We start from the raw sequence: 24,609 nt of genomic DNA on the forward strand, positions 1-24,609 counted from the left end.
GCAGATCTTCGCGACCGCCGTCAGCCAGAGCCGGCGCCCACGTTCCTTGACCTCTCAAAAAGGCTCCTTAATTGAGAGAATTGATCAACATACACGATCGGATGCTTCAGCCGATCGCCGATCCTCGGGTGGGATGCATTCCAAGCTATAGAAGCAATGACGCCGCCAAATTGGAAATGATGACAAGTGGCGCGAACTAAGCTTGTCGATTGACTTTGTCTAAGCCGGTGACAGGTAATAGAGCGAGCGTTTATCGAGTGTATACACGCGCAAAGACCTTATTTCTATAACAGGTAGTCCGGCTTCGTGCGATCCACAACCTCCCCACGAAGGACTCGCATGCTGCTCGCGCAGTTTGGGCTTCGTCAATCTGCGGGTAATGTCTCGATAGACAATGCAACCGAACTTACAAAGGATCATGGTTTCGAATGGCGCGGCGATAGAGATGACGGATCCTCGAGAATATGCCCGTGCCGGGGTGCAGGAAGCTCACGCTGCCGGGTACGATCACGGAGATATCGGTACCGGATTCAGCGGAACTAAGAATTGTCAGTCTTCCCTGAATGCGGGCAGCGCGCTCGCGCATGCCTTGCAGGCCATGGTGCCCCTCTCTTCCGCTCATGGCATAGCTTGGATCGATGCCGACCCCGTTGTCCCGCACATGAAGTGTAAGATCATGGCCATAGGTGAGTCCGATTTCCAGGTAGCTCCCGTGGGAATGCGCTTTTGCATTCAGAATCGCTTCGTGTCCGATTCGATATAGTTCGTCGCGAACGATCGGATGCAGCTCTTGCGCATCGCCAATGACCGAAGCCGAGATGGTCATCCCCTCAGGGACCACTCCACTTTCCGCGACCTGCCGCAACGCCGGCCCAAGCTCGTTCTTCAATGTCGTCGAGGACCGCAGCGAGTTCAGTGCCGCACGGCCCTCCGTAATCGCCTGCTCCAGCCAACCGGAGACCTGCCTCAATGCACGGTGCATTTTCTCCGTGTTCAAGGGTTCCTCAAGGCCGTCGTCGACTACGAATTTGCTGCCTTGAATCGTCTGAAGGAAGGTGTCGTGCAACTCGCGCGCCATGCGTGTACGCTCCGCGAGCCGTTCATCGAAGCGCACGCCGATGGCCATAGAGACCTGCCACACGCGAATGCGGTGCAGAATCCACCCGATGAGCATGACGAAGGCGAAGCAGAAGATCCGAAACCACGCCATCTGATACCACATCGGCGCAATGCTGAAGTCCAGAATTGCGCCCTCTTCATTCCACACTCCATCGTTGTTGCAGGCAATTATGCGGAACTGGTAGGTGCCCGGAGGCAGATCACTGTAAAACGCTTGGCGCCTTGTCATAGGATCCTGCCAGTCCCTGTCGCGACCCTCCAGTTTGTAGCGGAAGCGGACCTTCCCCGGGACCACAAAGCTAAGCGCCGTGTAGTCGATTTCAAGATCGCGAGTGAGCGCGGGGAGGCGGACCTGATCGGTCGGCGAATAGTTCTTTCTGTCCGCTACGATCTGCTCGATATGGACTGGCGGCGGGAGACTGTTTGTCTCCAGATGACTGGGATCGATCATCTGCACGACATTTTCATTGGCAAACCACAAGCGTCCGTCGGGAGATCGAGAGCCATGGGGTTGAAAAGCTGCAGACCACGGCCTAGCGCCGTCGAACATGTCGAAGGTCTCTGCCTTTACACTCGCCTTGGCGCCATTCCACCATTCCCTCAGTTCCGTATCTGCAACCCTAACCAGGCCACACTGGGCGTAAAGCCAAAGAGCATTATTGTTATCCGCAACCAAGCCGTACAGACTGTTGCAAGGAAGACCATTCTGGTTGGTGAGCGTCCGCAGCCTTCCATCCTTCCACTCAATAAGTCCAGACGAGGTCGCGCCCAGCACGGATCCATCAGCCCGAATAAGCATCTCACGCACCTGGGATCCAGCTGCGCTCCCGGGGGAAAAGGTCTCAAGCCGCCCCTGGCGATATCGAGCCAAGTTGCCGTCAACGAGGCCTAGCCAGATACCACCTTTAGGATCGGCGGCGAGCGAAGTTGCGGCTGGCATTCCGGGCGCAGGAAGTTCTTCACGGACCTCGCGACCTTGAATGCGAAGTAGTTTTGCGGGACTGCCAATAACTTCCGCCCAAACGTTAGTTTCCCGGTCTTCGGTCATCGCAATGACCGTCCCGATCGCAATGTTATTGGATCGCCGGATCGGATCGAATCTACCGTCCTCATAGACGTACAGACGATCCTCAAGTCCCACCCAGAGGCGGCCCGCATGATCTTCAAGCAGCGACGTCACTCGCTGGCCGGGCAAACCATCCTTCGATTGAATGGATGACAGCCGGTCTCCGCGAAGGTACTCCAGCGCGCCCAGATTTCCGATCCAGATCGTTCCATCACCCGCCGCGAGGACCGAATCGACTAGATTGGCGCTGAGCCCTTGGCGGGTTGAAAATGTTGTGACGCGCTCATTTCGAAAACAATCGATTCCCTCAGTCGTCGCAACCCACATGTTTCCTTCACGGTCCTCATAGAAGCCGCTGACGGAGTCGCTGGACAGACCGTCGACGCTGGAAAACCGATCGACCTTATTTCCGCGCAGGCGATAGATGCCCTGATCTTCGGTCCCAATCCACAGCGCGTCCTGGCGGTCTAGAAACAGCGCACTGACTTGCAGGGCGCTCCCGTGTAACGTAGGGTTGAGGGGCGTGGAAACGCCATGCACGAGCCGCTGCAACCCAAGGCCTGGTCCGCGGCGATCCCTTCCGCTCCATATCGAACCATCCGGCGCGGCGACGATGGCTTGAACACCGCTTAGTCCTTCTCCGCTCTTCGATGCTGAAGGAGTAAATACAGTGGACGAGCCTGCGCTCCAACGTGTCAGAAGGCTGGCGCTGCCGAACCAAAGACTTCCCTCGGAGTCCTCAGCGAGTGGTCCCGCATAAGGAGAATTGATTCCGTCGGCCACTCCATAGCAGCGGAGCGATGTGTCTTGAACCTCACAAAGTGGTCCCTTGTCATCATGAACTCGTGAGCGAGTGATCCAGATTCTTCCGTCGTGGCCTTGGATGATGGAATTGATGCGCCCTTGCCCGTCCATATAGTTGGTCAGGTTGCCGTTCTGAAGATGGGCGAGGTTCGCGGATGTTCCAATCCACAAGCCGCCATCCCTTGCTGCCAGGAGCGCAAAGATGCCGCTCGACAGAAGCTTTCCCTTCGGTGGAATCCACGGAACAAAGCGAACCCCGTCGAAACGGACGAGCCCGTTTTGCGTTCCAATCCAAAGGTATCCGTCGGTTGTTTGTGCAATAGCGTTTGGCGCGCCGCTGAAGACGCCGTCCTGAATTCTCCAAACCGTGTGCCCATATTGCGAGATCCGTGTGTTGGCATCGACTGCTCGGGCGGAGCAGGTTGCCAGCAGCAATGTCAAACCTAGTGCGAGTGAGCGTGAGGTCTTCAACTTGGCCGCCTTGTAGTTTCTCCGCTACTACTCCAGGGTCGATCTTCGGGTTAGCTTTGGTTCAGACGCGTAGAAGAGGTCGTTGCGGACTCTGCAGGATCATCAATTCAGTCCACTCAAAAAGCATTCCGAGGTAGCGATTCACTTTAGTGATATTCAATCGCTCATGGAACATCACAATCTTTAGTCGCGAACCTGTAGTCCACTACAGCCACAAATATCTGATGCTTGGGAGTCATTCAGAAGGCCTCAGCACTCATCCTCTCCGCCATCGAATTCGCCCCGGTCGAAGATGCCGCGACCGAAGCCAAACTCGCCCAGGCGGACTAACCCCCGAGTTCCCTCTTTCTATGGGCGGATCGCGCACCCGTCCGCTCCGCTTCGATCGCACGTTCCAACCCGCCTGTGTTCTTTCAAGTGATGGTCGAGATGGCTACTAACAGGGCTGGTGCACCTACAGGAGCTTTAGCCGGCCTCTTCGTGGACCCGGCGGCTGCAGGCGCTCCACTATATTTCTGGCGATGCGGCGATGTTCGTTGCACCGCATGGGAGTATAGACGAACGCTCTTTGAAGCTGGGCGACAAGCCTCGAATTCCACAGCGTTTTCGCTTTTTATTCGCTACATACTGGTCTCATGTTTCAAGGGCCGAGTTCGGCCTTCCACGATTTTGTGATCACGTGCAAGCGGTGCAGCGAGGACCTGGCGGCGCGCATCCCGCTCGGTTGGGAGCACATCAACCTCATCGGCGACTACCAATGGAAGGGTACCAGGTCTGATTTCTCCGAGGTTGGTCCGGCTTGAGGAGAACTACGCCAAATATCGATCAAAGCTAGGACAAAAAGCACCTCAAGCTACACGCAATCAATTGTTTCTTCGAAAGCGTCGGCGTCGGACGTTGGCCACAGCACCGAGCCAATGGCCTATCGATGTTCCCCGCCAATTCAAATAAGCAATGGTTCCGGGAACCTTCACTTCTACTTCCGTGCCGGCACCGAATCGATTCCACAATCTAAGTCGTGCGCCCATCTTCTCCGCGCGTTCCCGCATTCCGGAGAGACCCCAATGTCCCACGGAGCCACCGGCCCGCAATGTATCCTTCGAAATACCTTGACCGTCATCTCGAACGCGGAGGACCACAGCGGATGGATTAAATTCGACCTCGACCTCGATTCTGGACCCTTGCGAGTGGCGAAAAGCATTAATGATAGCCTCTCGCCCGATGAGATACAGCTCATCACGAATGATGGAGTTAAGCTTTCGAGGAACTCCTGTCGCAACGGCTGCAAGAACAATAGAACTATCCTTTTGGAGTTCCCGCGACCCTTCGGCCAGCGCTTCAACCAATGGTGTCTCCGGCCCAGTCTCGTGACGTAGATCCCGGATCCGGTCCCGGCTTTCATTAAGCAGGATGTCAGCTCGGTCTAGCGCATCCTCCAACACGGAATGCGCCTTAGAATCCTCGGAAATTAGATTCATCGCTACCTGGAAGCGAAGCATCAGACCGTGGAAGCCTTGGAGAAGTGTGTCGTGAAGCTCGCGAGCAATCCTGACTCGCTCTCCTACACGCTCTTCGAGGCGTAAGGAGTATTGCAGTCTCAGCTGATGCACACGATACAAATAGATCAACGAGACCAGGAGCGAAAGAAAAGAAGCGTATATAGACCGGAACCACCACGAGTTCCACCAAGCCGGCCGAATTAGTATCGTTAAAGTAGCCCCCGGTTGGCTCCATACGCCGTGACCCGTTGTTGCCTGAACTCTGAATGTGAAGGAGCCAGTAGGAAGGCTGGTGTACGTCACCGCACGTTGGTTGCTCCCCGTCTGATTCCAATCAGAGTCAAGTCCACCGAGCTTGTAACGATAGCGGGTCGACGACGGGTTGAGGTAACTTAGCGCAGCAAATTCCAGTGAAAGCATGGTCTGATTATGATTGAGTACTAGCTGATCTGACTGTGTGATCACTTGTCTGAGCGGTGAACCTGGCCCGACCGTTATGTCATGGCCTAACACGCGAACGTCCGTGAAAACCACCGGCGGAGCCCAGGCCGTCTCTGTTATTAGTTCGGGATGGAACGCTACGCCTCCGCTGAAACCACCAAAGTACATTTCTCCATCTGGGCTCTTGTAGCATGCAGCCCAGCCGGTAAGATCAGGACCCGGGAGGCCGTCCGCTGTAAAGTAGTTTCGGAACATCCGGCTTTGCTGATCAAAGCTAGAGATCCCTTTGTTCGTACTCATCCACAGCTTTCCTTGTCCGTCTTCGCGAATGCAAGAAACCACATTGCCGCTGAGTCCATCCCGTTCGTAGTAGGCTTCGGCTGCTCCGCTGCCGGGATCAAATTTATTTACCCCGTTTTGCGTGGCAAGCCACATAGTGCCTAGATGATCAACGAATACTGAATTCACCCGGCTGTCACTGACGCTTGTGTGGTTTGCGGGATCGTTCATGTACTCACTGAATCGGCTCGTGGCGGGATCGAATCGTTGGACACCATTGGCGTCAGTTCCAACCCAAAGCATTCCGCGACTGTCCTCTGTAATCCCCAGAAAAAGAGGTACGATATCTGAACCCGGCCGATATACCGTAAAGCGGTCGACCTCGCGGTCGAAACGGTCTAGGCCGTCCCAGGTCGACGCCCAAAGAGCTCCAGAATGATCAATCAGCAGGAATGTCACTATATTGCTGCTTAGGCTTGATTGGTCCGCCGCATCGTGGCGATAAGTCGTTACATGTCCGGTTCTCTTGTCAACACGGCTAAGGCCATCACCGAAAGTTCCCACCCAGATGCTACCATTGCGATCTTCGACCATAGAAATTACATGATTGATGGTGTCGAAGTTCGTGGTTATGTAAGTGGTTGATTCGCTAGCCTGCCTCCTGAGCCGGCGCAAAATCCTTTGACCTATCCATAAGTCGCCACTTGCGTCCTTCAAGACTGCGCCAACGAATGTGTCTCTTCCGTACTCCGCGGTCGCCGGTAGGAGGGGAAGAGATTCAAATGGCGTCTTTGTTGTAGAAAACAAGTTTGGTTCACGTGTTCCCATACCAAGCCAGATGTTTTGTTCCTTGTCTTCGTAGAGAGAAACAACAGAATTTTCCGCAAGGCTATTCGGATTTCCTGACTCATTGCGATACTGAATGAACCGCCCATGGTCACGATCAAAACGGAAGAGGCCGCCACCTTGACTTCCGAGCCAAAGCACCCCGTCGTGGTCCTCAAGGATGGCGACGAACCCGGAAAGAGCCGTAGGTGAAGAAGAGCTTTTGCGTAAATGAACTGGTGTCAGCGTGTTCGTCTTCTGATTGAAGATCGAGAGACCAGTCCCTAAGGCATGGATCAGCCAAAAGACACCATAACGGTCTTCGTAGAAGAAGCTCTCCCGTGGCTCGTATTGAGGAACATGGAGCAGAACCTTACCCGTCTTGCGGTCAAATTTATCTAATCCTTCGCGGGTTACAGCCCAAAAATTGCCCTCCCGATCTTCGCCACTTGACTTTACGTCGTTGCTGCTAAGGCTAGAGGGGTTGTTGGGGTCATGGCGATAGGTTTTGACGAGACCCGATACCGGGTTAAGTGTGAAGAGGCCGTTAGTGGTAGCGAGCCAAAACGCACCGTCGCTGTCTTGGCTAATGTGCTTGATGGTGAGTTGCTCGTGCCTTGCCTGAGAACTCTGGATCTGGTAATGGGAAAACGTCTCAGTAAACGGATCATATTTATCAAGGAACTGATTGCACCCGACCCATATAGAGCCGGACTTGTCCTTGAACAAAGCAGTGATATACACCCCACTCAGGCTTTTCGGATCTGCTGAGTCATGGAGGAAGACCTTGACTTTGTAACCGTCGTACCGATTGAGTCCGTATTGTGTGCCGAACCACATGAATCCCTGGTTATCTTGCACTATTTGGGACACCCTGACCTGAGAAAGCGCGTCACCTGTTGCCGCACGGTAAAAGCGGATATCCGATCCAGTCATCACGGGTGGCCGAACAGGCAAAGTCTGAGTAATCTGCGTACCTGAAATCAGATGAGTAGCTTGAGCTCCTAGGTCGTGCGTCTCGGCAATTGCAGGCATGCCCAAGACCAGCCAAGCGCAGACACCCCAAAAGCTGTTCAAGCGAAAGCGCCAGCGTGACTGAGTCCTCAACTCTGACACCGATTTAGCGAATGAGTCTCCGCAACCAACCTGCTGGTCAGGGCAGGTGTTCATACCACCACACGGCATTCTCGCCAGAACGGCGTCCGAGAGCATTTGTGCCGGCATGGAAGCGTGTTTGGTCTGCAGAGTAGCTCTCCCTCACCGACGGTGTCCTGCCGGCACAATGACTTGACGTCTGCCGTACAACCGGGCATCCGCGGAATAAGCACCCAGACCTAACACCCCCAGTGCACTCATCACGGTTAGTACAAAACACCAGTTGATTGTGTCACAGACTCACAAAAGGCGAGCTCCACGTTACCCTGCCTCGACCGGGGCGGCGTACATCGAGGCAGTAGGCGTCCCTCAGCCGATCAACCGTCACATAGTGGAGCAAAGCGGTAAACCGTTCCTTCTTTCTCAGCTGCGCTGCTTCTCGTACACGATCAAGCCCCGGGACACGTTTTTCCGGCTCTGTGTCCGGCGCATGTGCGGCTCTCCCGTGTTTCCCTCGGCCCTCTCCCTTCGCTCCACCGTCTCCGCCACCGGTTGCCCGGATTTGTTCGCCAGCTTCATCGCTACTATGGAAAGGTCTGACTCCTCCGACCCGTGCCCTTGTCGGCTTCGACTCCTCGTCTTCCCGATGCGGACCGCTCGGCAAGGGGCTAAACGGTTTATAGGGTGGGAGAAGCCGGAGGTCATCAACACGGACAAGGCACGCCGACCTACGCGATCGCAATTTCTGAGTTGAAGGCCGAAGGCAAATGTGGAGGGAGAAACATGGCGCAGGCTCAAGGTCACCGTTCCTGACAATGTAAAGAGTCACACCCAAGAGCAGATCTCCTGCTTCGGCCCTGACGGATTGCTTCGGCGGCATGATTACACCGTTGACATTCTGGGTGGAGCAACCGGCCTCAACTATGCCTCCGAATACCGAGACATGGATGGCATTATCATTCCCACGAAGCGACGGATCTATGCATATGAGGGTGACTACAAGCCCGTGATGGATCCGCTTTTGGTGAAGATCGATATGGGCGAAATCAAGGTTTCGTAGTCCCTAATTGCTCCAACCCCAGCCCTTTGCTTGATTACGGCCTTAAGGAACGCAGACGGGAAAATCTGATGAATCACGACCCCCTATTCGCTCCATTGCAACTCGGTACCATCCAAATGCCAAATCGGATCATCATGGCGCCCTTGACTAGAATGAGGGGCGGCGCCGGGAACGTTCCGACGGCACTCAACGCAAAATGCTACGAACAGCCTGCGTCGGCCGGTCTCATAATCGCCGGGGGCACAGCTGTAAGTCATCAAGGACAGGGCTATCCAGGCGCACCTGGGATTTATACGGAGGATCAAATCAACGGATGGCGCCCGGGAACGGACGCGGTTCACTCCAAAGTCGGGGAGTGAAACCCTCAACTCCCTGAAGTCGGGCCTGCATCTGTTCCGCAGCGACAAAGATGAAGGTCTCGTCATCGTGCGGTTGGATGCGTGTCATTTGCTGTTGCTACTATCAAGACACCGGGCCGCTTGAGGTTCGCCATGCGGATTGCAACAGTTGCGGGCGCTGAACGGAGATAAAGAATTCGTCATTTCGCCCAGCGCCAAACTTTCACCGTAGATCTGCGGACAAGCGGCGTAAGCTTCGATCTAGGTGATTACGGCCACGCTGTCCACGGGGACTTCCGAGGTCGAAAAAGAAGCGATCGACTTCGGCCGCATTGCGCCCAAAATGAGCGGCTCCTTCATCATAGCGTCGGCCGCCGTAGACAACGCAGCTATCACACTTTCCAGGAAACATGCCTATGTACAACGCGTTCAGCAGGCCGAAACGGGCTATTATCCCCTCGCTGCTCTTGCTGGGCGCTTTTTCATTCACGCTGCGCGCCCAGCAGGCGGGCAGCGCTCCACCAGGAGATGAAGCTGGACTGCCCGACGCTCCAGGCATCGAAGACGGGCAGAACGGTTTCAGCGCCCAAGTGCCTCCGCGACAGGCCGCTGGCACCCTCTATGGCACAGTCTTAGACAAGACGGGGGCAGTCGTGCCAGGCGCGCATGTGTTGCTTGCGGGACCGGGCGGCGATCGCGAGGCCCTCTCTGGGAGCGACGGATCGTTCCTGTTCGCTGGCCTGCCTGAAGGCAAGTTTCGGGTCACGATAACTTCCAACGGCCTGGGTGCCTATGCGTCGCCCGAGATCACTCTCGCCACTGGGGAAAATCGGGAAGCCCCCGAGATCATCCTGCCTATCGCGCCAACGAACATTGACATCCGGGTGGTTTTGTGACGCAGCAGGAGTTGGCCACGGAACAGGTCGAGGCGGCCGAGCAGCAGCGGCTATTCGGCGTTTTGCCGAACTTCTATAGCAGCTATGTCTGGGACGCGGCACCGCTGACTACCAAACTGAAATTCAACCTTGCGCTTCGCTCGGCCACCGATCCTGTAACCATTCTTTCTAGCGGTTTTCTGGCAGGTGTGCAGCAAGCCGGCAACACCTTCCCGGGATACGGCCAGGAGTCTGGCGGCTACCTGCAGCGGTTTGGCGCGGCATATGGCGACGACGTGATCTCCAGAATGCTTGGCAGCGCCATCTTGCCATCGATGCTGCGGCAGGACCCCAGATATTTCTACAAAGGGTCGGGAACAAAGCGCTCTCGCATTCTCTATGCCATCGCGGCGACAGTGGTCTGCAAAGGCGACAACGGTCACTGGCAGCCGAACTACTCTTATCTCGGGGGAAGCCTTGCCGCTGGCGGCATCGCCAATCTCTACCACCCCGGCGGGGACCGAGGGACATCACTGACGTTCCGCAACTTCACCATTGACACCGGCGGTCACGCGCTCAACAATCTCATGCGCGAGTTCGTTTTTAAGAAACTCACTACGAAAGTGCCAGCTTACTCGCAGGGCAAGCCCTAGGGTCGACAGGCTAACCTCTCCAGGCTTCGTAGGAGGACAAACAGATGCAATCCACCCATCCAACGACGCTCTCGAACAGCAGCACCAATTCTACGCGGAGGAGATCCGAGCGATTGCAAATCTCTCCTCTCAGGCGTTGGTAGCCGCCTTTGCTCGAGTGGAACGAGAGAATTTTATGGGGGCGCCTACTTGGCAATTCTCCCGGGAAGGGTTTCTAAGAAAGGCGCGTGCGGCTAGTCACCTAGCATTCGACCCTTTTACCCTGGCCAGGCCTGCCGAACGCCTAAGATGCGGACCCTTCTACCTCTTGAGAGACTTAGATATACCAGTGAGCTTGAGAGACTTAGATATTCCAGTGAGCCGCGATATCGTAGCATCCGTCTGCCTGAAACTTCGGTACGTAACCAGTAAAAATGCAGTAATCATGAAGCTTTTCTCGTGAACGAGCGGACCTTTGCGTACTATATCTCCGACTACCGAGGAGATGGAATCACTGGGGTGTGCTGCAGGCTCCGCTCTGGAAATATGCCGGGGCCCTGCTAAGCCTCCTCTCGCCATAGTTCACTCCTGCCAGCGTAGAGCTAAATGGTTGGATAGGACTTCGCTTAGACCGAACAGCTGCGGATTGGGGCGAGGTGTCCGATCTTGTCCGAGGCAGTTACCTCCGTGTGGCACCGGGGCGTGATCCGAGAACTCGGTTTACAAGATTTTTAGGCCTCATGTGCAACAGATCGATCGGCCTAACGTTCACTGGATTAAGTTCGATTGCAGCAGCCTCACCGAGAGGATGAGTTTACCCATGAGTAGAATCGACGAGCTCAAGCAAGAAATGAGAATCTTGAAAGCCGAGTTCAAGTCTAAAATGACCAACTCCACACGTTGATCTATATCGGGTGCGGCAGTTGGAAGATGTGAGCGACGTTAGGTCCCGGCGGCGGGCGGGAGTGTGTCATCAGATTCCCTCCGGTGACCGCCTTGCTGGGTGTGCCCGATTTTCAGTCCGTCCTTATGACCCCTTTAGTTTTCACCATTACTTGATTCATAAGAAAGAAGCGCATTACAGGGGCGAGCGAGTACCGGAGGAGAAATCGTTCTACGAAGAGGTTGCAAAGAACCTGCTGCCGGCAAATGACATCGTTCTGATCGGACATGGCACCGGCAAGAGCAGCGCAGTCGACTATCTCACGGAGTATCTAGAAGAAAACCATCACGATATCTCTCGGCACGTCATCGCCACAGAAACGGTAGATCTCTCTGCCCTGACTGCCCCGGGATTGAAGCCATTGCAAAACGTCACATGATCGCAGCCGTTTAGAGGAAGACGCCATGCTCCGGCTGCAAGGATAGACCTAAGTCTCGTCCGATTTCCACAAGACCGAAAACGAAACGGAGAAGTATGCCAATCCTCACCGCTGGTGTAACAGCACCATAATTAAATCTCCCAAGGGGCGACGTGGCGTTCGTCTCGAGCGAGTTTCATTTGAGCGAACGCGCGGCCTGCAAGCTGCTGGGGCATGGAGCGGTCAAGCTACCGGTACGAGCCGCGGCCGGACCGGAACGCGGAGCTGCGCGAGGCGTTGGTGAAACTGGCCCGGCAGAAGCCGCCTCCAAACGACGCGAAAAGCGAATTTGGTTCAGATAGCCGTATAGAAAAAGTTTCAGCAAATCGCGCGGATCGTAGCCGGGTCTGCCTGTCTCAGCGGCCTGAGCGCGTTCGAAGTCAAGCTTCGACATCATAAGGTTTTCAACAAATGAGTGAATCGCGCGGCACACATGATCGGCTGGCACAAAGTCGTCGAGTACCACGGGGAACAGTGTTCTCTGATCACGCCCTTCGCCTTGGATATAACCCTAAGAACAGATACCTCTGCGTAGAAGGCAATCTTCTCATTCACCCCTGTTTAAAAGGAAGAGATAGCACAATCACGAAATTGTTTTCTAACTATGTAGAAGCAGAGCCGCTCTCGTCCCATTGAGAATGGGATATCCGTGATCCACCTCTTGGAGGTTAGTTGATTTTCGGTGCTATTTTTCCTTGATCCGTTTTTCCCTTTCGTAGAACTAGCTGCGTCATTCCCACGTCTTCGTTGCTGATACTTCGACGCTACAGAAAACGTGGGTTCGCACGCCTAGTGGGCGTCACCTAAACAACCGACGAAAGAAGAATTTGACGCACCGTCAGACACCGTTGTTGCTCTTGCTGTGCGCCCCATACAATTATCTTGATGAATCGCCTGTCTTCATGGACCGTCAACAAGGTTGCGCAGATGTGTATGGCGGGATTGTTTCTCATGACAGGGCCGATCTCAGCCCAGCAGTTCTCCGTCACGAATTGGGGGCATAAGGACGGGCTTCCTTCGACGACCGTGTATGGCATTACCCAAACATCTGACGGGTTCCTCTGGATAGGAACTGGAGACGGACTCATCCGCTTCGATGGCTTCCAGTTCGTTCGATCGGAGTTGCCCGGCGTGGGTATCGGATCACTCGGGCAGGTCACCGCGGTCAAATCCACAAAATCAAACGATGTTCTCGTAGTTGGGACAGCTACCGGCCAGTTGGTCAGTTGGAGCTGGAGTTTGAAGGTAAGTACTATGCTTGGATCGCCCGTCGAGCATATTGAGGAGCTAAGCGATCACACTCTCCAGATAGAGACCCGCAATAAAATCGTCCGACTCAAAGAGAAGGATCTTTCAACGATTTCATCCTCTCCGCGGAACGAGTTTTTCATGGATGCGGCAGATCGTCCCGCGGTGGGGGAAGGGCGCACGGAGGAGCGTTCACCTACCCGAAGAGCGTTGCTCGTGATTTCGAAGCAAAAACCACTCGTTCGAAGACTCCTACGTGACGCCAACGGAGCCACTTGGATAGCCACTGAGAACACCGGACTCTTCAGAATTGCGCCAAGTGGAGAGGTGCAGCACTACACCCACTCGACAGGACTCCCAAGCGATCACATCTGGGACATTTTTGAGGACCGGGAAGGTAACATCTGGGCGGGCACTCAGAATGGCCTTTCCCGCCTTAGGCAGGATAAGTTCATCACCTATACTCTTCGCGATGGATTACTGTCGGACATCGCCAGTTCGTTGACTCCTGCTCGGGACGACGGAGTGTGGGTCGGCTCCCGGTCAGGACTTGAACACTTCGCTGGCACAGCAGTCCCCCACAATGTGCTGCTCAAGGGCACGCCCATAACCAGTTTGCTTCCAATCAAAGATGACACTCTTTTGATCGCCACGCAAACCGGAATTCAAAAGCTCTCCCGAGGTAACATTGGTCGGCTAGAAGCGTTCCAAAGCACACCGCATATTGAGCAAATGGCTGAATCGGAAACCGGTGATCTGTGGCTGTATGGACAGCAGGCTGGTTTGTGGCACTCGAAAGTCAACTCAAGTCCGGAGCGCATCAACGAGCCCTCCCTTGCCGGCCAAACTATTACTAGCTTGCGGGGCGCCCAGCGAGATCAGGTTTGGCTTGGACTGGAGAATGGCGATGTAATCCTGCGCCCGCCTGCAGGCTCCCACATCTTTACATCTGCGAATGGATTGACCGGTGGAGCGATTCGGTTCTTGTCTCCTCAGCCTGACGGGACTCTGTGGGTAGCTTCCGACAATGGGCTCGCCTACTTTGACGGGGAACACTTTCGTCACTGGGACCACGAGTCGGGGCTCCCACGGAACCGATTGATATGGACTCTCCCAGATCAGCGCGGAAACCTCTGGCTTGGATACAGTACGGGTATCGCTCGACTCAGCGTCAACGATTTATTGCACACTTCTCCAGAGACCCGGCATCTGCAGTACGACTTCTACGATGACGGCGACGGATTGAAGAGCAATCCGGAGGCATACGGCGGCGAGCCGGTCGCTCTCTCGCCTGATGGTCGTCTCTGGGTGTCCATGTCTGAGGGCATCGGTATGATCGACCTCGCCCGTATGCGCCGCAATTCGGTTGTCCCGCCGGTTCACATCTTGGGTCTCAGTGCTGACGGACGAAGCCTGGCTCCGGCAAATGGACTGAAGATTCCTCCGCATACACGGAACCTGGAGATCTCCTACACCGGCATTAGTCTTTCTGAGCCTCGAAAGGTACGGTTCCGATACCGGCTGGAAGGTTTTGAGTCTGGCTGGCAAGATGTAGGAATACGGCGTAATGCGTTCTACACAAACCTGCGTCCCGGTCATTATCGATTTCAAGTGCTCGCGGCAAACAACGACGGAATCTGGAATGAGACGGGCGACAGCATCTCGTTCGAGCTTCTGCCCGCCTTTTATGAGACGCACGGGTTCCTCGCCCTCTGCGTACTCCTGATTTCGTCCCTCGCATTCCTGCTCTATCGCCTGCGTGTGCGATCGGCCGCGAGGGAGCTTCAGTCCCGCTTTGAAGAGAGGATGTCAGAACGCACTCGGATTGCCCAGGACCTCCACGACAACCTCGTCCAGGAGATGATGGGCATCAGCCTGCAGTTGGAGATCGCAGACGAGGTGACGTCTCCCGGATCTACCGCGAAGGGTCCGCTTCGGCGCGCTCTGGATTTGTCGCGAACGGCGCTGGCGAACGGCAGGAGCGCCCTGCACGTCCTCAGACAGAGGCCTTTTAGCAGCGCAGATATTGAGAGTACGCTGAGGGATACAGTTCAGAGCATGGGATCGCAAGAGGCCATACAAATCCTTAGCTCCGGAAAAGAACGCCCGATCCAACCCGTCCCTGGAGAGGAGATGGTACATATAGTCCGTGAAGCGCTGAGAAATGCCATTTGGCACGCAGGCCAGAACAACGTTGTCGTGAACTCTGAGTATGGTGACCATTACCATCAATTTACCGTCCACGACAACGGCCCGGGAATCAGCGAAAGCATTCTGCAAGGAGGCACGCCTGGTCATTTCGGTATTCCCGGAATGCGAGAGCGGGCCGCTCGCATCGGCGCATCGCTCACTGTCAGTTCATCGGCTTCTACCGGCACGCAATGGACGCTTCGTGTCCCAGCGCAGGTCGCATATGAATCGGAGGACAGGGTGAACCAATATCCGTTACCCCAAGGGCTCCGAGGATCGCTTAGTAGACTTTCGGGAAGAAAGGATCGGCGATGAATCAGAAGCCCATTCGTGTATTTTGCGTGGACGACCATCCTATAGTCCGCGAAGGACTGGCCGGCATATTGCATCTTCAGGCCGACATGGAACTTGTGGGGGAAACCGGATCGGGGCACGAGGCGATCGAGCTTTATTCCCCGATGCAGCCAGATGTGTTACTTCTCGATCTGCGCCTCCGAGACATGACGGGATACGAAGTCATGGAGAAGATCTTCACAAGATTCCCCAAAGCGAGAGTTCTAGTGCTTACCTCTCTCGAAGGCGATGCAGATATCGAGCGCGCCCTTGCTCTTGGAGCCAGTGGGTATGTCGTCAAAGGCAGTGGCCGGGATGAGCTGGTTCGTGCAATACGGTCCGTCTATGCAGGCAAGAAACACATTCCGGCTGAAGTCGCACAACGCCTGGCAGAACACCTTGCCTCGGAAAAGCTGACCTCACGTGAACTTGAAGTGCTCACCCAGATGGCTCGTGGCAAACGGAATAAAGAGATCGGTGCGGAGCTATCCATCGCCGAAGACACTGTCAAAATGCACGTCAAGAATATCTTGGCTAAGCTCGAAGTAAACGATCGCACAGAGGCAGTCACGATTGCCATGCGGCGCGGCATACTTCATCTCTAGCCTTCCCGACACACCCGTTCGGGTGTAGTGCCTTACACCTACATTCGCGTCTCGAAGAGGGCGCCTCCCCTTCTAACGTTAGTCCTGAAGATAAACGCATGGATTCCTGCACGACCTCCGTGCCCTACGAGGACTGCGATGTGGATTGTTAAAATAGCGCTCTCACGGCCCTACACCTTCGTCGTTCTAGCGTTGCTCCTGTTTCTGGTGGCGCCTGTGACGATTTTGCGCACGCCCGTGGATATCTTTCCGTCCATCAATGTGCCGGTTGTCAGCATCATCTGGACCTATACCGGGCTTGTGCCGGCGGAGATGGAAAACCGCATCACTTCCATCTATGAACGCGCACTGACGACAACGGTCGATAACATCGAGCATATCGAGTCGCAATCCCTGAATGGTGTCGCCGTTGTAAAGGTGTACCTCCAGCCAAATGCGAATGTCGATGGAGCGATTGCAGAGGTGATCGCAGAAGCTCAGGCTACGCTGAAGCAGTTGCCGCCCGGCATCACTCCTCCCCTGGTTATCCGCTATGACGCATCCACGGTGCCGATCCTGCAATTGGGATTAAGCGGACAGGGCCTCTCAGAGCAGCAACTGAACGACCTTGGAGCGAACTTCATCCGCCCACAACTCGCAACGATTCCTGGAGCTGCCGTGCCCATCCCTTATGGGGGCAAGGTTCGACAGATCATGGTCGATATCGATTCGCAGCAACTGACCGCCAAGGGGTTGTCCGCCACCGATATTGTAAATGCCGTGAATGCTCAGAACGTCATCCTTCCATCTGGCACCGCGAAGATTAACTCGACGGAATATAACGTCGGCCTCAATGGCACCCCCGTCACCATAAAAGAACTCAACGATCTCCCGGTTAAGTCCGTGAATGGAGCAGTCGTCTACCTGCACGACGTTGCCCATGTACGGGATGGATATGCCGTGCAGACGAACATCGTGAGGCAGGATGGGCAGCGCGGCGTTCTTCTCAGCATTCAGAAGGCAGGTAATGCCTCAACTCTGGCCATCGTCTCTGGCGTCCGCGCTTTGCTTCCGAGGATCGCGGCCTCTATGCCTTCCACACTGGTCATGCGGCCTCTGCTCGATCAATCGATCTTTGTACGCGCTTCCTTGCAAGGCGTACTGCGCGAAGGCCTAATCGCCGCGGGATTGACCTCCATCCTCATTCTCATCTTCCTCGGGAGTTGGCGCAGTACGCTCATCATCTGCATTTCAATTCCTCTATCGATCCTTACGTCGGTGCTGATCCTTAGCGCGCTCGGAGAGACGATCAACATCATGACCCTCGGGGGACTCGCGCTAGCGGTCGGTATTCTGGTCGACGACGCTACGGTTGAGATCGAAAATATCGAGCGTCAACTCGGACTAGGCAAAGATCTTCGTCAAGCTATTCTCGATGGCGCCCAGGAGATCGCAGGACCTGCATTTGTCTCGACCCTGTGCATCAGCATCGTCTTCGTCCCCATGTTCTTCCTGAGCGGCGTGCCAAGGTATCTCTTCGTGCCATTGGCCGAAGCGGTCGTGTTTGCTCTCCTTGCGTCCTACTTCTTCTCGCGCACCATCATTCCAACGCTCGTAATGTTCCTTATGCGGAAGGGAGCCGAAAGGAAACGCAGCGGCGCCTCCGAAGCCGAGCAGGGCAGGTTCGCTCGACTGCACCATCGTTTTGAAGCGGCCTTCACCAAGCTTCAAGGGGGCTACTCTTCTTTGCTCCAACTCTGTCTAGATCATCGTGCGCTCTTCGCTGCCTGTTTCGTGCTGTTTTGTCTGGCAAGCGTTTCTCTTGTTCGGGTGCTGGGAAATGATTTCTTTCCCACCGTGGATACCGGACAATTCCGCCTTCATGTTCGCGCCAAGACCGGCACCCGCATCGAAGACACCGCGCGTCTCACAGATCAGATCGAGCGTTCTATTCGAAGTAAGATTCCAGCCTCGGAACTGAGTGGGATACTGGACAACATCGGTCTTCCCACCAGCGGAATCAACTTGTCCTACAGCAATGGTGGGACCATCGGCAATGCAGACGCAGAGATTCTGGGTTCGCTCGATGCTAAGCACCAGCCAACGGCCGAATATATCGCTCGCCTGAGAGATGAGCTTCCGAAGGAGTTTCCCGGAACCGAGTTCTTCTTTCAACCCGCAGATATTGTGAGTCAGACGCTGAACTTCGGACTCCCTGCCCCTATCGACATCCAGATTGTGGGCAAAGACCGAATAGGGAACTTCGCGCTCGCTTCGCAGATCGCACAAGAGATGAGAGCGATTCTTGGAGCGGTGGATGTGCATGTTCAGCAGCTTATGGATCAGCCCCGACTTCAGTTTGATCTGGATAGGGTGCGCGCCCAACAACTTGGATTGACCGCCCGAGATGTATCGAGTGGGTTGCTGATCTCGTTGAGTTCAAGCTATCAAACCAGCCCAAACCTATGGCTCAATCCACAGAATGGCGTCTCCTACAACATCGCAGTCCAGACACCCCAATACAAGGTAAGCTCGCTCGACAACCTCCGCACGATCCCAATCACCGGAACCGATAGCGGATTGGCTCCCCAGCTCTTCGAGAACCTGACCAGTATGCGTCGGATGGAGGAGCCTTCCGTCGCAAGCCACTATAATGTGCAGCCGGTCATCGACGTCTATGCGAGCGCGCAAGGTCGCGATCTTGGCTCGGTCGCTTCGGAAGTCAAGAAGATCACAGATAGGGCGACCACGCAGCTTCCCAAAGGCAGCTTTCTCGCGACTCGCGGCCAGGTTTCGACGATGCATTCTTCGTTCATCGGTCTGTTCGGAGGGCTGGCTTTCGCCATCGCTCTGGTCTATCTGCTTCTCGTCGTCAACTTTCAATCCTGGAGCGAGGCCTTCATCATCATCACCGCGCTACCAGGAGCGCTTGCCGGAATCTGCTGGATGCTCTTTCTCACCCACACGTCACTGAGCGTCCCTGCCCTGATGGGAGCGATCATGAGCATAGGCGTGGCCACCTCGAATAGCGTGCTTGTAATCACCTTCGCGAACGAACATTTTGCGGAAAGCAAAAACGCTCTGAAGGCTGCACTTGAGGCAGGAGCAACTCGATTGCGGCCAGTCATGATGACGGCTCTCGCAATGATCATCGGCATGGTTCCGATGGCGCTCGGGCTCGGCGAAGGCGGGGAACAGAACGCTCCGCTGGGACGCTCTGTCATCGGCGGTCTGCTCTTTGCAACGGTAGCAACTCTGTTCTTTGTGCCCACAGTTTTCGCGATCGTTCGCAATCGATCTGGAGCAGGTCTCACCTCGGAGGAGGCATCCCATGGAAAATAGAAACTTTGTACCACCAGCCGGAGCTGGAGCGCCGTTAACGAACCTTCACAGGAGTGAAAGCAGGACTCCAGGTACCAAATTGCTCTGGTTTCTGGTCATTCCAGCCCTACTCTGCGTTTTTGGCCTGATCAGCCTGCGAGGACGATTGCACAGCGACAAAGTGCTCGCGGCGAAAACTCAGGCATCGACCGCTACGCCCGTCGATGTGATTCAGGCAAATCAAGGCGAAGCCACGGATGAGATCGCGTTGCCAGCGACGCTTCAGGCATACGATGAATCCCCCGTATACGCTCGCACCAGCGGCTATATCCGCAAATGGTACGTGGATATAGGACAGCATGTGAAGAGCGGCCAACTGCTCGCGGTGATCGATGCACCGGAGGTCGACCAGCAGCTTCTGCACGCCAGGGCGATGCTAAGCCAGTCACAGGCCAATCTGACCCTGGCAAGCATTACCGCAAAGCGCTATCAGGAGTTGATCAAGGACAATTCCGTGGCCCAGCAACAGGTGGACCAGAACGATCAGAACCTCGCTGCTCAACAGGCGACTGTCGCAGCAGCCTCAGCGGACGTATCTAACCTCGAACAGCAACAGATCTACGAGAAGGTCGTTGCCCCCTTCGATGGCGTTATCACCGAACGCCACACGGACACTGGCGACCTGATCAACTCCGGGAATAGCGGTGCCGGTGCCGAGCTGTTTCGTGTCTCAAAGACCAGCACTATGCGCATCTTCATTCCGGTGCCCGAAGGATGTAGTCAACAAATTCACGACGGCATGCACGTCAATGTAGAGCTTACGGAACTGCCTGGCCAGCGCTTTGATGGTCAGATCACACGAAGCACGCGGGCCATCAACGTATCGTCGCGTACTCTCTTGGTCGAGGTCGATATTTCCAATCCCACAGGAAAGCTCATGCCGGGTGCCTATGGGCAGGTTCACATCAAATTGGCAGTTCCCAACCGTCCATTGCTCGTTCCCGCAGGGGCGATCTTATTCCAGTCCGCGGGACCGCAGATAGCAGTCGTCAATGCGGAACACAAGGTCGAGCTTCACAAGGTGACGATTGGCAACGACTTCGGGAACACGGTCGAGATCACCGGCGGCATCACGGCGCAGGACGCCATTATTGCCAACCCTCCGGACTATCTCGTGAATGGGATGCCGGTCTCAGTTCAAAAGAGCGGCGACAGCACAAAAGGGCAGGCCTGACATGAGCGAACAAACAGTAAAGCCATTCTTAGTGGCAATCACGGCCCTCTGTGCCTCGGGATTGCTGCTCTCGGGCTGCACAGTAGGTCCGAACTACCAGCGTCCAGCCGTACCTGCTCCTCCGGCCTATCAGGAGCCTGCGCCGTCTTCCAACCAGGCAGCGGTTCCGTCCCCGGTTGCCTGGTGGGAGGTCTTTCATGATCCCAAGCTGAACGACCTCGAGGCTCAGGCGGAAAAGGCAAACCGGGACATCGGCATCGCCGTTGCGCATGTGGACCAGTCGGATGCCGCCAGGCGTTCTGTGCGCTCCAACGTATATCCAACAGTCGCGGCACAGCCTTCCGTCTCACGCACTCGTGAGGCGCAACAGCGCCCGAACAATGGCAATACAAATGGACTGGCAGCGACCTATAACGACATACAACTGCCGTTGACCATGAGCTTTGAGATCGACGCCTGGGGACGCGTACGGCGCATGGTGCAATCGGCCACAGCCGCGGAACAGGCGACACAGGATGACCTTCGCTTCGTCAAGCTGACAGTCGCGGCCTCCGTCGCAACCGACTATTACCAACTCCGCGAAACGGACGCGGAAGTTACCATCATCGAGGAGACAGAGAAGGACTTGCAACGCGGATACGACATCACTGACGATCAGTTTCGGCGCGGATTGATCAGTGAGCTGGCAGTCAAGCAGGCACAGACTTTGCTCGATCAGACTCGCGCTCAACTCGACGGGCTGCATATCCAACGCGACCAACTGGAACACGCCATCGCCGTGCTGGCCGGGCAGACGGCGGAACGTTTTCATATCAGTCCGGACGTGGTGCTCATGGACCTGCCCCATATCCCTCCCGGGCTGCCGTCCGATCTTCTTGAACGCAGGCCGGACGTCGCCTCCGCTGAGCGCTCAGCGGCTTCCGCTAGTGCGCAGATTGGAGTCGCGAAGGCCGCCTACTTCCCGCAGTTTTCACTAACGGGCCTCGCCGGCTATGAAAGCAGCAATTCGATCTCGCTCCTCAATTGGCAGAATTCAATTGCATCGCTGATGGGATCGGCTGTGGCGCCCATCTTCACAGGCGGCAGATTGCGGGCCAATATCGACCAGGCACAGGCTACCTATCGCCAGTCCGTCTTGCAATATGAGAAGACCGTCCTCGTTGCCTATGGTGACGTGGAGGACCAACTGGCAGCCATCCACTATCTTGCCCATCAGTCCCAGTCCGAAACAAGCGCCGTTTCAGATGCGAAGCGCGCATCCGAAATTGCGCTGCACCAATATCAAGCCGGCCTGGTGAGCTATCTGGACGTGGTCGTTGCCCAACAGACTCTACTTGCCAATGAACAGGCCGCTACGCAGGTCAATGGCGCTGAGGCTGTGTCCACGGTTGCGCTCATCCGCGCACTGGGAGGAGGTTGGAAAACATCGACTCCATAAGCGTCAGTGCTGAGGCGGAATTCGGTCAATGGTCATCAGCGTGAACGTTCCGGGTAGTATGGGCCCTCTATGGCCACCGTCAGGGATAGGTCCGAACTTCGCCGAACGATAAACACGCGATGACTTGAGGACTGCGATATGACTTTGCGACGCCTGCACTCGAGGGTGCGAACAACGTGGCGAACTTCAATCCCGCGGGTGCGGGTTCACTCAACTTCGGCAGTTCCGGTTCATTGTCACAGCGAGCCCTAGTGCAAACCAAGACTAAGGACTTCGGACCACGTATCGGCATCTCCTATTCCCCTGACCAGAAAGCCGTTTTGCGTGCAGGCTATGGCCTCTACTACATGCGGGCATCCGTTCACCGTAAATGCCGGTGGCACACTGACCGATTCCTTGGATCCCTACGGCTACGCGACAGCAGTTCCGTTCGTTATCGGTAAACCGCATCTGGTGAAAGATCCGACATGCTGGTTCTTCGTCGGGGCGAACAAGGCATGCCAAAAGCTATCTCCAAATCAGGCCGACGCGTATGCTCTGCCCGCACCTGGCCAGATAGGCGACAGCGGACGAAACACCCTGCGCGGACCTCGAACAAACGTCTTCGACGCCTCTCTGCTGCGGGAATTTCCATTGGGTGAAGTCGCAAATCTCGAGTTCCGCTGGGAGGTGTTCAATGTCACCAACACGCCAGAGTTCGGACAGCCGAGCGGCAACTTCAGCAGTTCTGCGGCAGGATCAATCACTACCCTTTCCGGGGATCCGAGGGTGATGCAATTCGCCCTGCGTCTATCGTTTTGAGGAGTTGAACAGGAAGAATTCCACTACCACTGGATCGCGAGACAAGGCTGTCACCACGCAGGCTTGTCTCCATCTTGGTCGAAAGTGCTGAGCGAATCATCTCTCCTGCACCGAAAAGGCCTGAATGCTTGGCTTTATCAGACTTCTGCGAATCCAGGAACTTTCCCGGCATCTGGTTCGAAGTCGTTGTAGCTATTGTAGGCGGGCGGGTGTTCGGCAACCGCCATGCTCAGGTCAGAGGTGTAATCCCACTTGCCGGACTTTCGGGCGATCCGGCACAAGACTACTTCGCTGATGGGACCATAGATGATCCGATGGCTCACTGAAGCCGGAGACGCAAAGCAAGACAGTCCAAAACCAAACGATCCAGAACCCTGTTGCTCTCCCTCAACAACCGCAGTCTGAGGCCCAGCAGCCATCGCACCGCAACCTACAATCCGCATCCGAATTGGACGGTAGCAACCAACCCTACACCAGTAACGGTTCACGAGACATCATTAACTTAAGGTTATGAGAAGCTGAGGCGATGAGAGCACCTGAGAAATACGGCAGTACCGTTTTCCGAATGAAGTGGCAAAGCATTCTGTTTAACTGTACTTCCCGCTTCGCCCTGAGCTATCGCGACGTCGAACAGAGATGATGGCTCAACGAAGGTCCAGCTCACGTCTTAGACCCGTTTAAGTTGAGGTCGTTGACTTGCTTCTTGCTTCCCTCAAGCCCTCAAGAAAATCCGTGAGGATCGTTGGAGTTCGAAAAAGCAGTCACTTTGGCAAAGGAAGAATGGCTAGGTGCGACGGGGATTACTCGAAATCTGATGCTGTTCTGTAGAAAACTATAGGCTACTACCAGCAGTTCGTAGGATTCCACAAATGCCGAAAGTCAGCTACCCTGAGACGCTGTAGCGCGCGATAACGCCTGCCGCAGTTCCGACTGCTGATACCGCTGGTTTGCCGCAACGAAATAAGACTACCCGCCAGAACCGCGCAATGTAAGAGCTTAAGTCAAGAGCAGGGCAGAGAAGACAAGGGGTCAAGTTGACGATCTCGCATTCAATCCGACTATGTTTCTTGATGTTCTGGGTAAGCTGTACTGCGTGGGCGGCTGATCCGGGCCGATACCTTTCCCAATATGCTCATTCCTCTTGGACCATCCAGGATGGGTCGTTTAGCGGCATACCCTTCGCTATAACACAGACTAAAGATGGTTATTTGTGGATCGGGACCGAGTCTGGGCTGGTGAGATTCGATGGTGTACGATTCGTGCCCTGGGTCGAACCAGAAGGCAAGCACCTGCCGCAGCCCAGTATCTACTCCCTGCTCGGTGCGACGGACGGAAGCCTATGGATTGGTACCGGTCATGGTATCGCCCGTTGGGCGAACGGCGAACTAACTACTTATGCGTCCGTCGTGGGGAGGGTCAATTCAATCCAAGAAGACGACTCTGGAACGATATGGATGGTTCGAACGCGACTTTCGGGCCAAATTGGCGTCCTTTGCGGAATAAAGGGTAGCAAAGTTCAATGTTACGGGCCATCGGATGGACTGCCATGCGCGAATGGAGCGAATGATTTGACGCTCGACCAGCGGGGAAACCAT

15 protein-coding genes and 2 pseudogenes are annotated in these 24,609 nt (G+C 55.4%); 13 read left to right on the forward strand and 4 right to left on the reverse strand.

All coding sequences use genetic code 11. The features are described from left to right. Window positions 1-406: 406 nt before the first annotated feature. Both ACPOL_RS03625 and ACPOL_RS03630 read right to left on the reverse strand, forming a co-directional pair. Window positions 407-3,460 (reverse strand): sensor histidine kinase, encoded by a 3,054-nt coding sequence (locus ACPOL_RS03625; protein ID WP_150132894.1) that lies wholly within the window; start codon window positions 3,458-3,460, stop codon window positions 407-409. A gap of 863 nt (window positions 3,461-4,323) precedes the next feature. After that, window positions 4,324-7,674: a sensor histidine kinase gene (locus ACPOL_RS03630; RefSeq protein ID WP_236657209.1), complete on the reverse strand. Its 3,351-nt coding sequence runs from the start codon at window positions 7,672-7,674 to the stop codon at window positions 4,324-4,326. A gap of 694 nt (window positions 7,675-8,368) precedes the next feature. Between ACPOL_RS03630 and ACPOL_RS03635 the strand changes: the two genes are divergently transcribed. The 5 genes from ACPOL_RS03635 (at window position 8,369) to ACPOL_RS03655 (ending at window position 11,826) form a co-directional block, all read left to right on the forward strand. Continuing rightward, window positions 8,369-8,659, forward strand: coding sequence for a hypothetical protein (locus ACPOL_RS03635; RefSeq protein WP_114205857.1), 291 nt, complete (start codon window positions 8,369-8,371; stop codon window positions 8,657-8,659). Window positions 8,660-8,727: 68 nt separating this feature from the next. After that, entirely contained in the window at window positions 8,728-9,018 is a 291-nt protein-coding gene (locus ACPOL_RS03640; protein ID WP_114205858.1) for an oxidoreductase, read from the forward strand. Between the two features lie 395 nt (window positions 9,019-9,413). Then, entirely contained in the window at window positions 9,414-9,893 is a 480-nt protein-coding gene (locus ACPOL_RS03645; RefSeq protein ID WP_161557185.1) for a carboxypeptidase-like regulatory domain-containing protein, read from the forward strand. Between the two features lie 11 nt (window positions 9,894-9,904). Beyond that, on the forward strand, window positions 9,905-10,525 hold the full coding sequence (locus tag ACPOL_RS03650; protein ID WP_236657210.1) for a hypothetical protein: 621 nt from the start codon (window positions 9,905-9,907) through the stop codon (window positions 10,523-10,525). Window positions 10,526-11,436: 911 nt separating this feature from the next. Then, window positions 11,437-11,826 (forward strand): hypothetical protein, encoded by a 390-nt coding sequence (locus ACPOL_RS03655; protein WP_150132895.1) that lies wholly within the window; start codon window positions 11,437-11,439, stop codon window positions 11,824-11,826. A gap of 295 nt (window positions 11,827-12,121) precedes the next feature. On the opposite strand, the pseudogene ACPOL_RS36820 reads toward ACPOL_RS03655, so the two are convergent. After that, window positions 12,122-12,331, reverse strand: a pseudogene (locus ACPOL_RS36820) (transposase); the annotation flags it as partial. Between the two features lie 467 nt (window positions 12,332-12,798). Here ACPOL_RS36820 and ACPOL_RS03665 point away from each other — a divergent pair. The 7 genes from ACPOL_RS03665 to ACPOL_RS03690 all read left to right on the forward strand — a co-directional run bounded on the left by ACPOL_RS03665 (window position 12,799) and on the right by ACPOL_RS03690 (window position 23,014). Further along, a complete protein-coding gene (locus tag ACPOL_RS03665; RefSeq protein ID WP_161557186.1) occupies window positions 12,799-15,618 on the forward strand; it encodes a ligand-binding sensor domain-containing protein in 2,820 nt (939 codons plus the stop codon). Next, a complete protein-coding gene (locus ACPOL_RS03670) occupies window positions 15,615-16,241 on the forward strand; it encodes a response regulator (RefSeq protein WP_114205864.1) in 627 nt (208 codons plus the stop codon). The genes ACPOL_RS03665 and ACPOL_RS03670 overlap by 4 nt, the downstream gene beginning before the upstream one ends. 138 nt (window positions 16,242-16,379) lie before the next feature. After that, window positions 16,380-19,562: an efflux RND transporter permease subunit gene (locus ACPOL_RS03675; protein WP_114205865.1), complete on the forward strand. Its 3,183-nt coding sequence runs from the start codon at window positions 16,380-16,382 to the stop codon at window positions 19,560-19,562. Next, window positions 19,552-20,775 (forward strand): efflux RND transporter periplasmic adaptor subunit, encoded by a 1,224-nt coding sequence (locus tag ACPOL_RS03680; protein ID WP_114205866.1) that lies wholly within the window; start codon window positions 19,552-19,554, stop codon window positions 20,773-20,775. The genes ACPOL_RS03675 and ACPOL_RS03680 overlap by 11 nt, the downstream gene beginning before the upstream one ends. A 1-nt stretch (window position 20,776) precedes the next feature. Then, complete coding sequence (locus ACPOL_RS03685) at window positions 20,777-22,213, forward strand: efflux transporter outer membrane subunit (RefSeq protein WP_161557187.1); 1,437 nt, start codon at window positions 20,777-20,779, stop codon at window positions 22,211-22,213. Between the two features lie 131 nt (window positions 22,214-22,344). Continuing rightward, window positions 22,345-22,656 (forward strand): outer membrane beta-barrel protein, encoded by a 312-nt coding sequence (locus ACPOL_RS36825; RefSeq protein WP_479686127.1) that lies wholly within the window; start codon window positions 22,345-22,347, stop codon window positions 22,654-22,656. Continuing rightward, window positions 22,547-23,014, forward strand: a complete 468-nt coding sequence (locus ACPOL_RS03690; RefSeq protein WP_114205868.1) for an outer membrane beta-barrel protein — start codon at window positions 22,547-22,549, stop codon at window positions 23,012-23,014. The genes ACPOL_RS36825 and ACPOL_RS03690 overlap by 110 nt, the downstream gene beginning before the upstream one ends. A 137-nt stretch (window positions 23,015-23,151) precedes the next feature. On the opposite strand, the gene ACPOL_RS03695 is transcribed toward ACPOL_RS03690, so the two are convergent. Continuing rightward, a complete protein-coding gene (locus ACPOL_RS03695; RefSeq protein WP_114205869.1) occupies window positions 23,152-23,433 on the reverse strand; it encodes a hypothetical protein in 282 nt (93 codons plus the stop codon). Window positions 23,434-24,084: 651 nt separating this feature from the next. On the opposite strand from ACPOL_RS03695, the pseudogene ACPOL_RS36010 reads away from it, so the two are divergent. Then, window positions 24,085-24,240 (forward strand): annotated as a pseudogene (locus ACPOL_RS36010) (two-component regulator propeller domain-containing protein); the annotation flags it as partial. Window positions 24,241-24,609: the final 369 nt, after the last annotated feature.

The sequence above is a fragment of the Acidisarcina polymorpha genome (assembly GCF_003330725.1).
In the GTDB taxonomy this organism is placed as follows: Bacteria; Acidobacteriota; Terriglobia; order Terriglobales; family Acidobacteriaceae; genus Acidisarcina; species Acidisarcina polymorpha.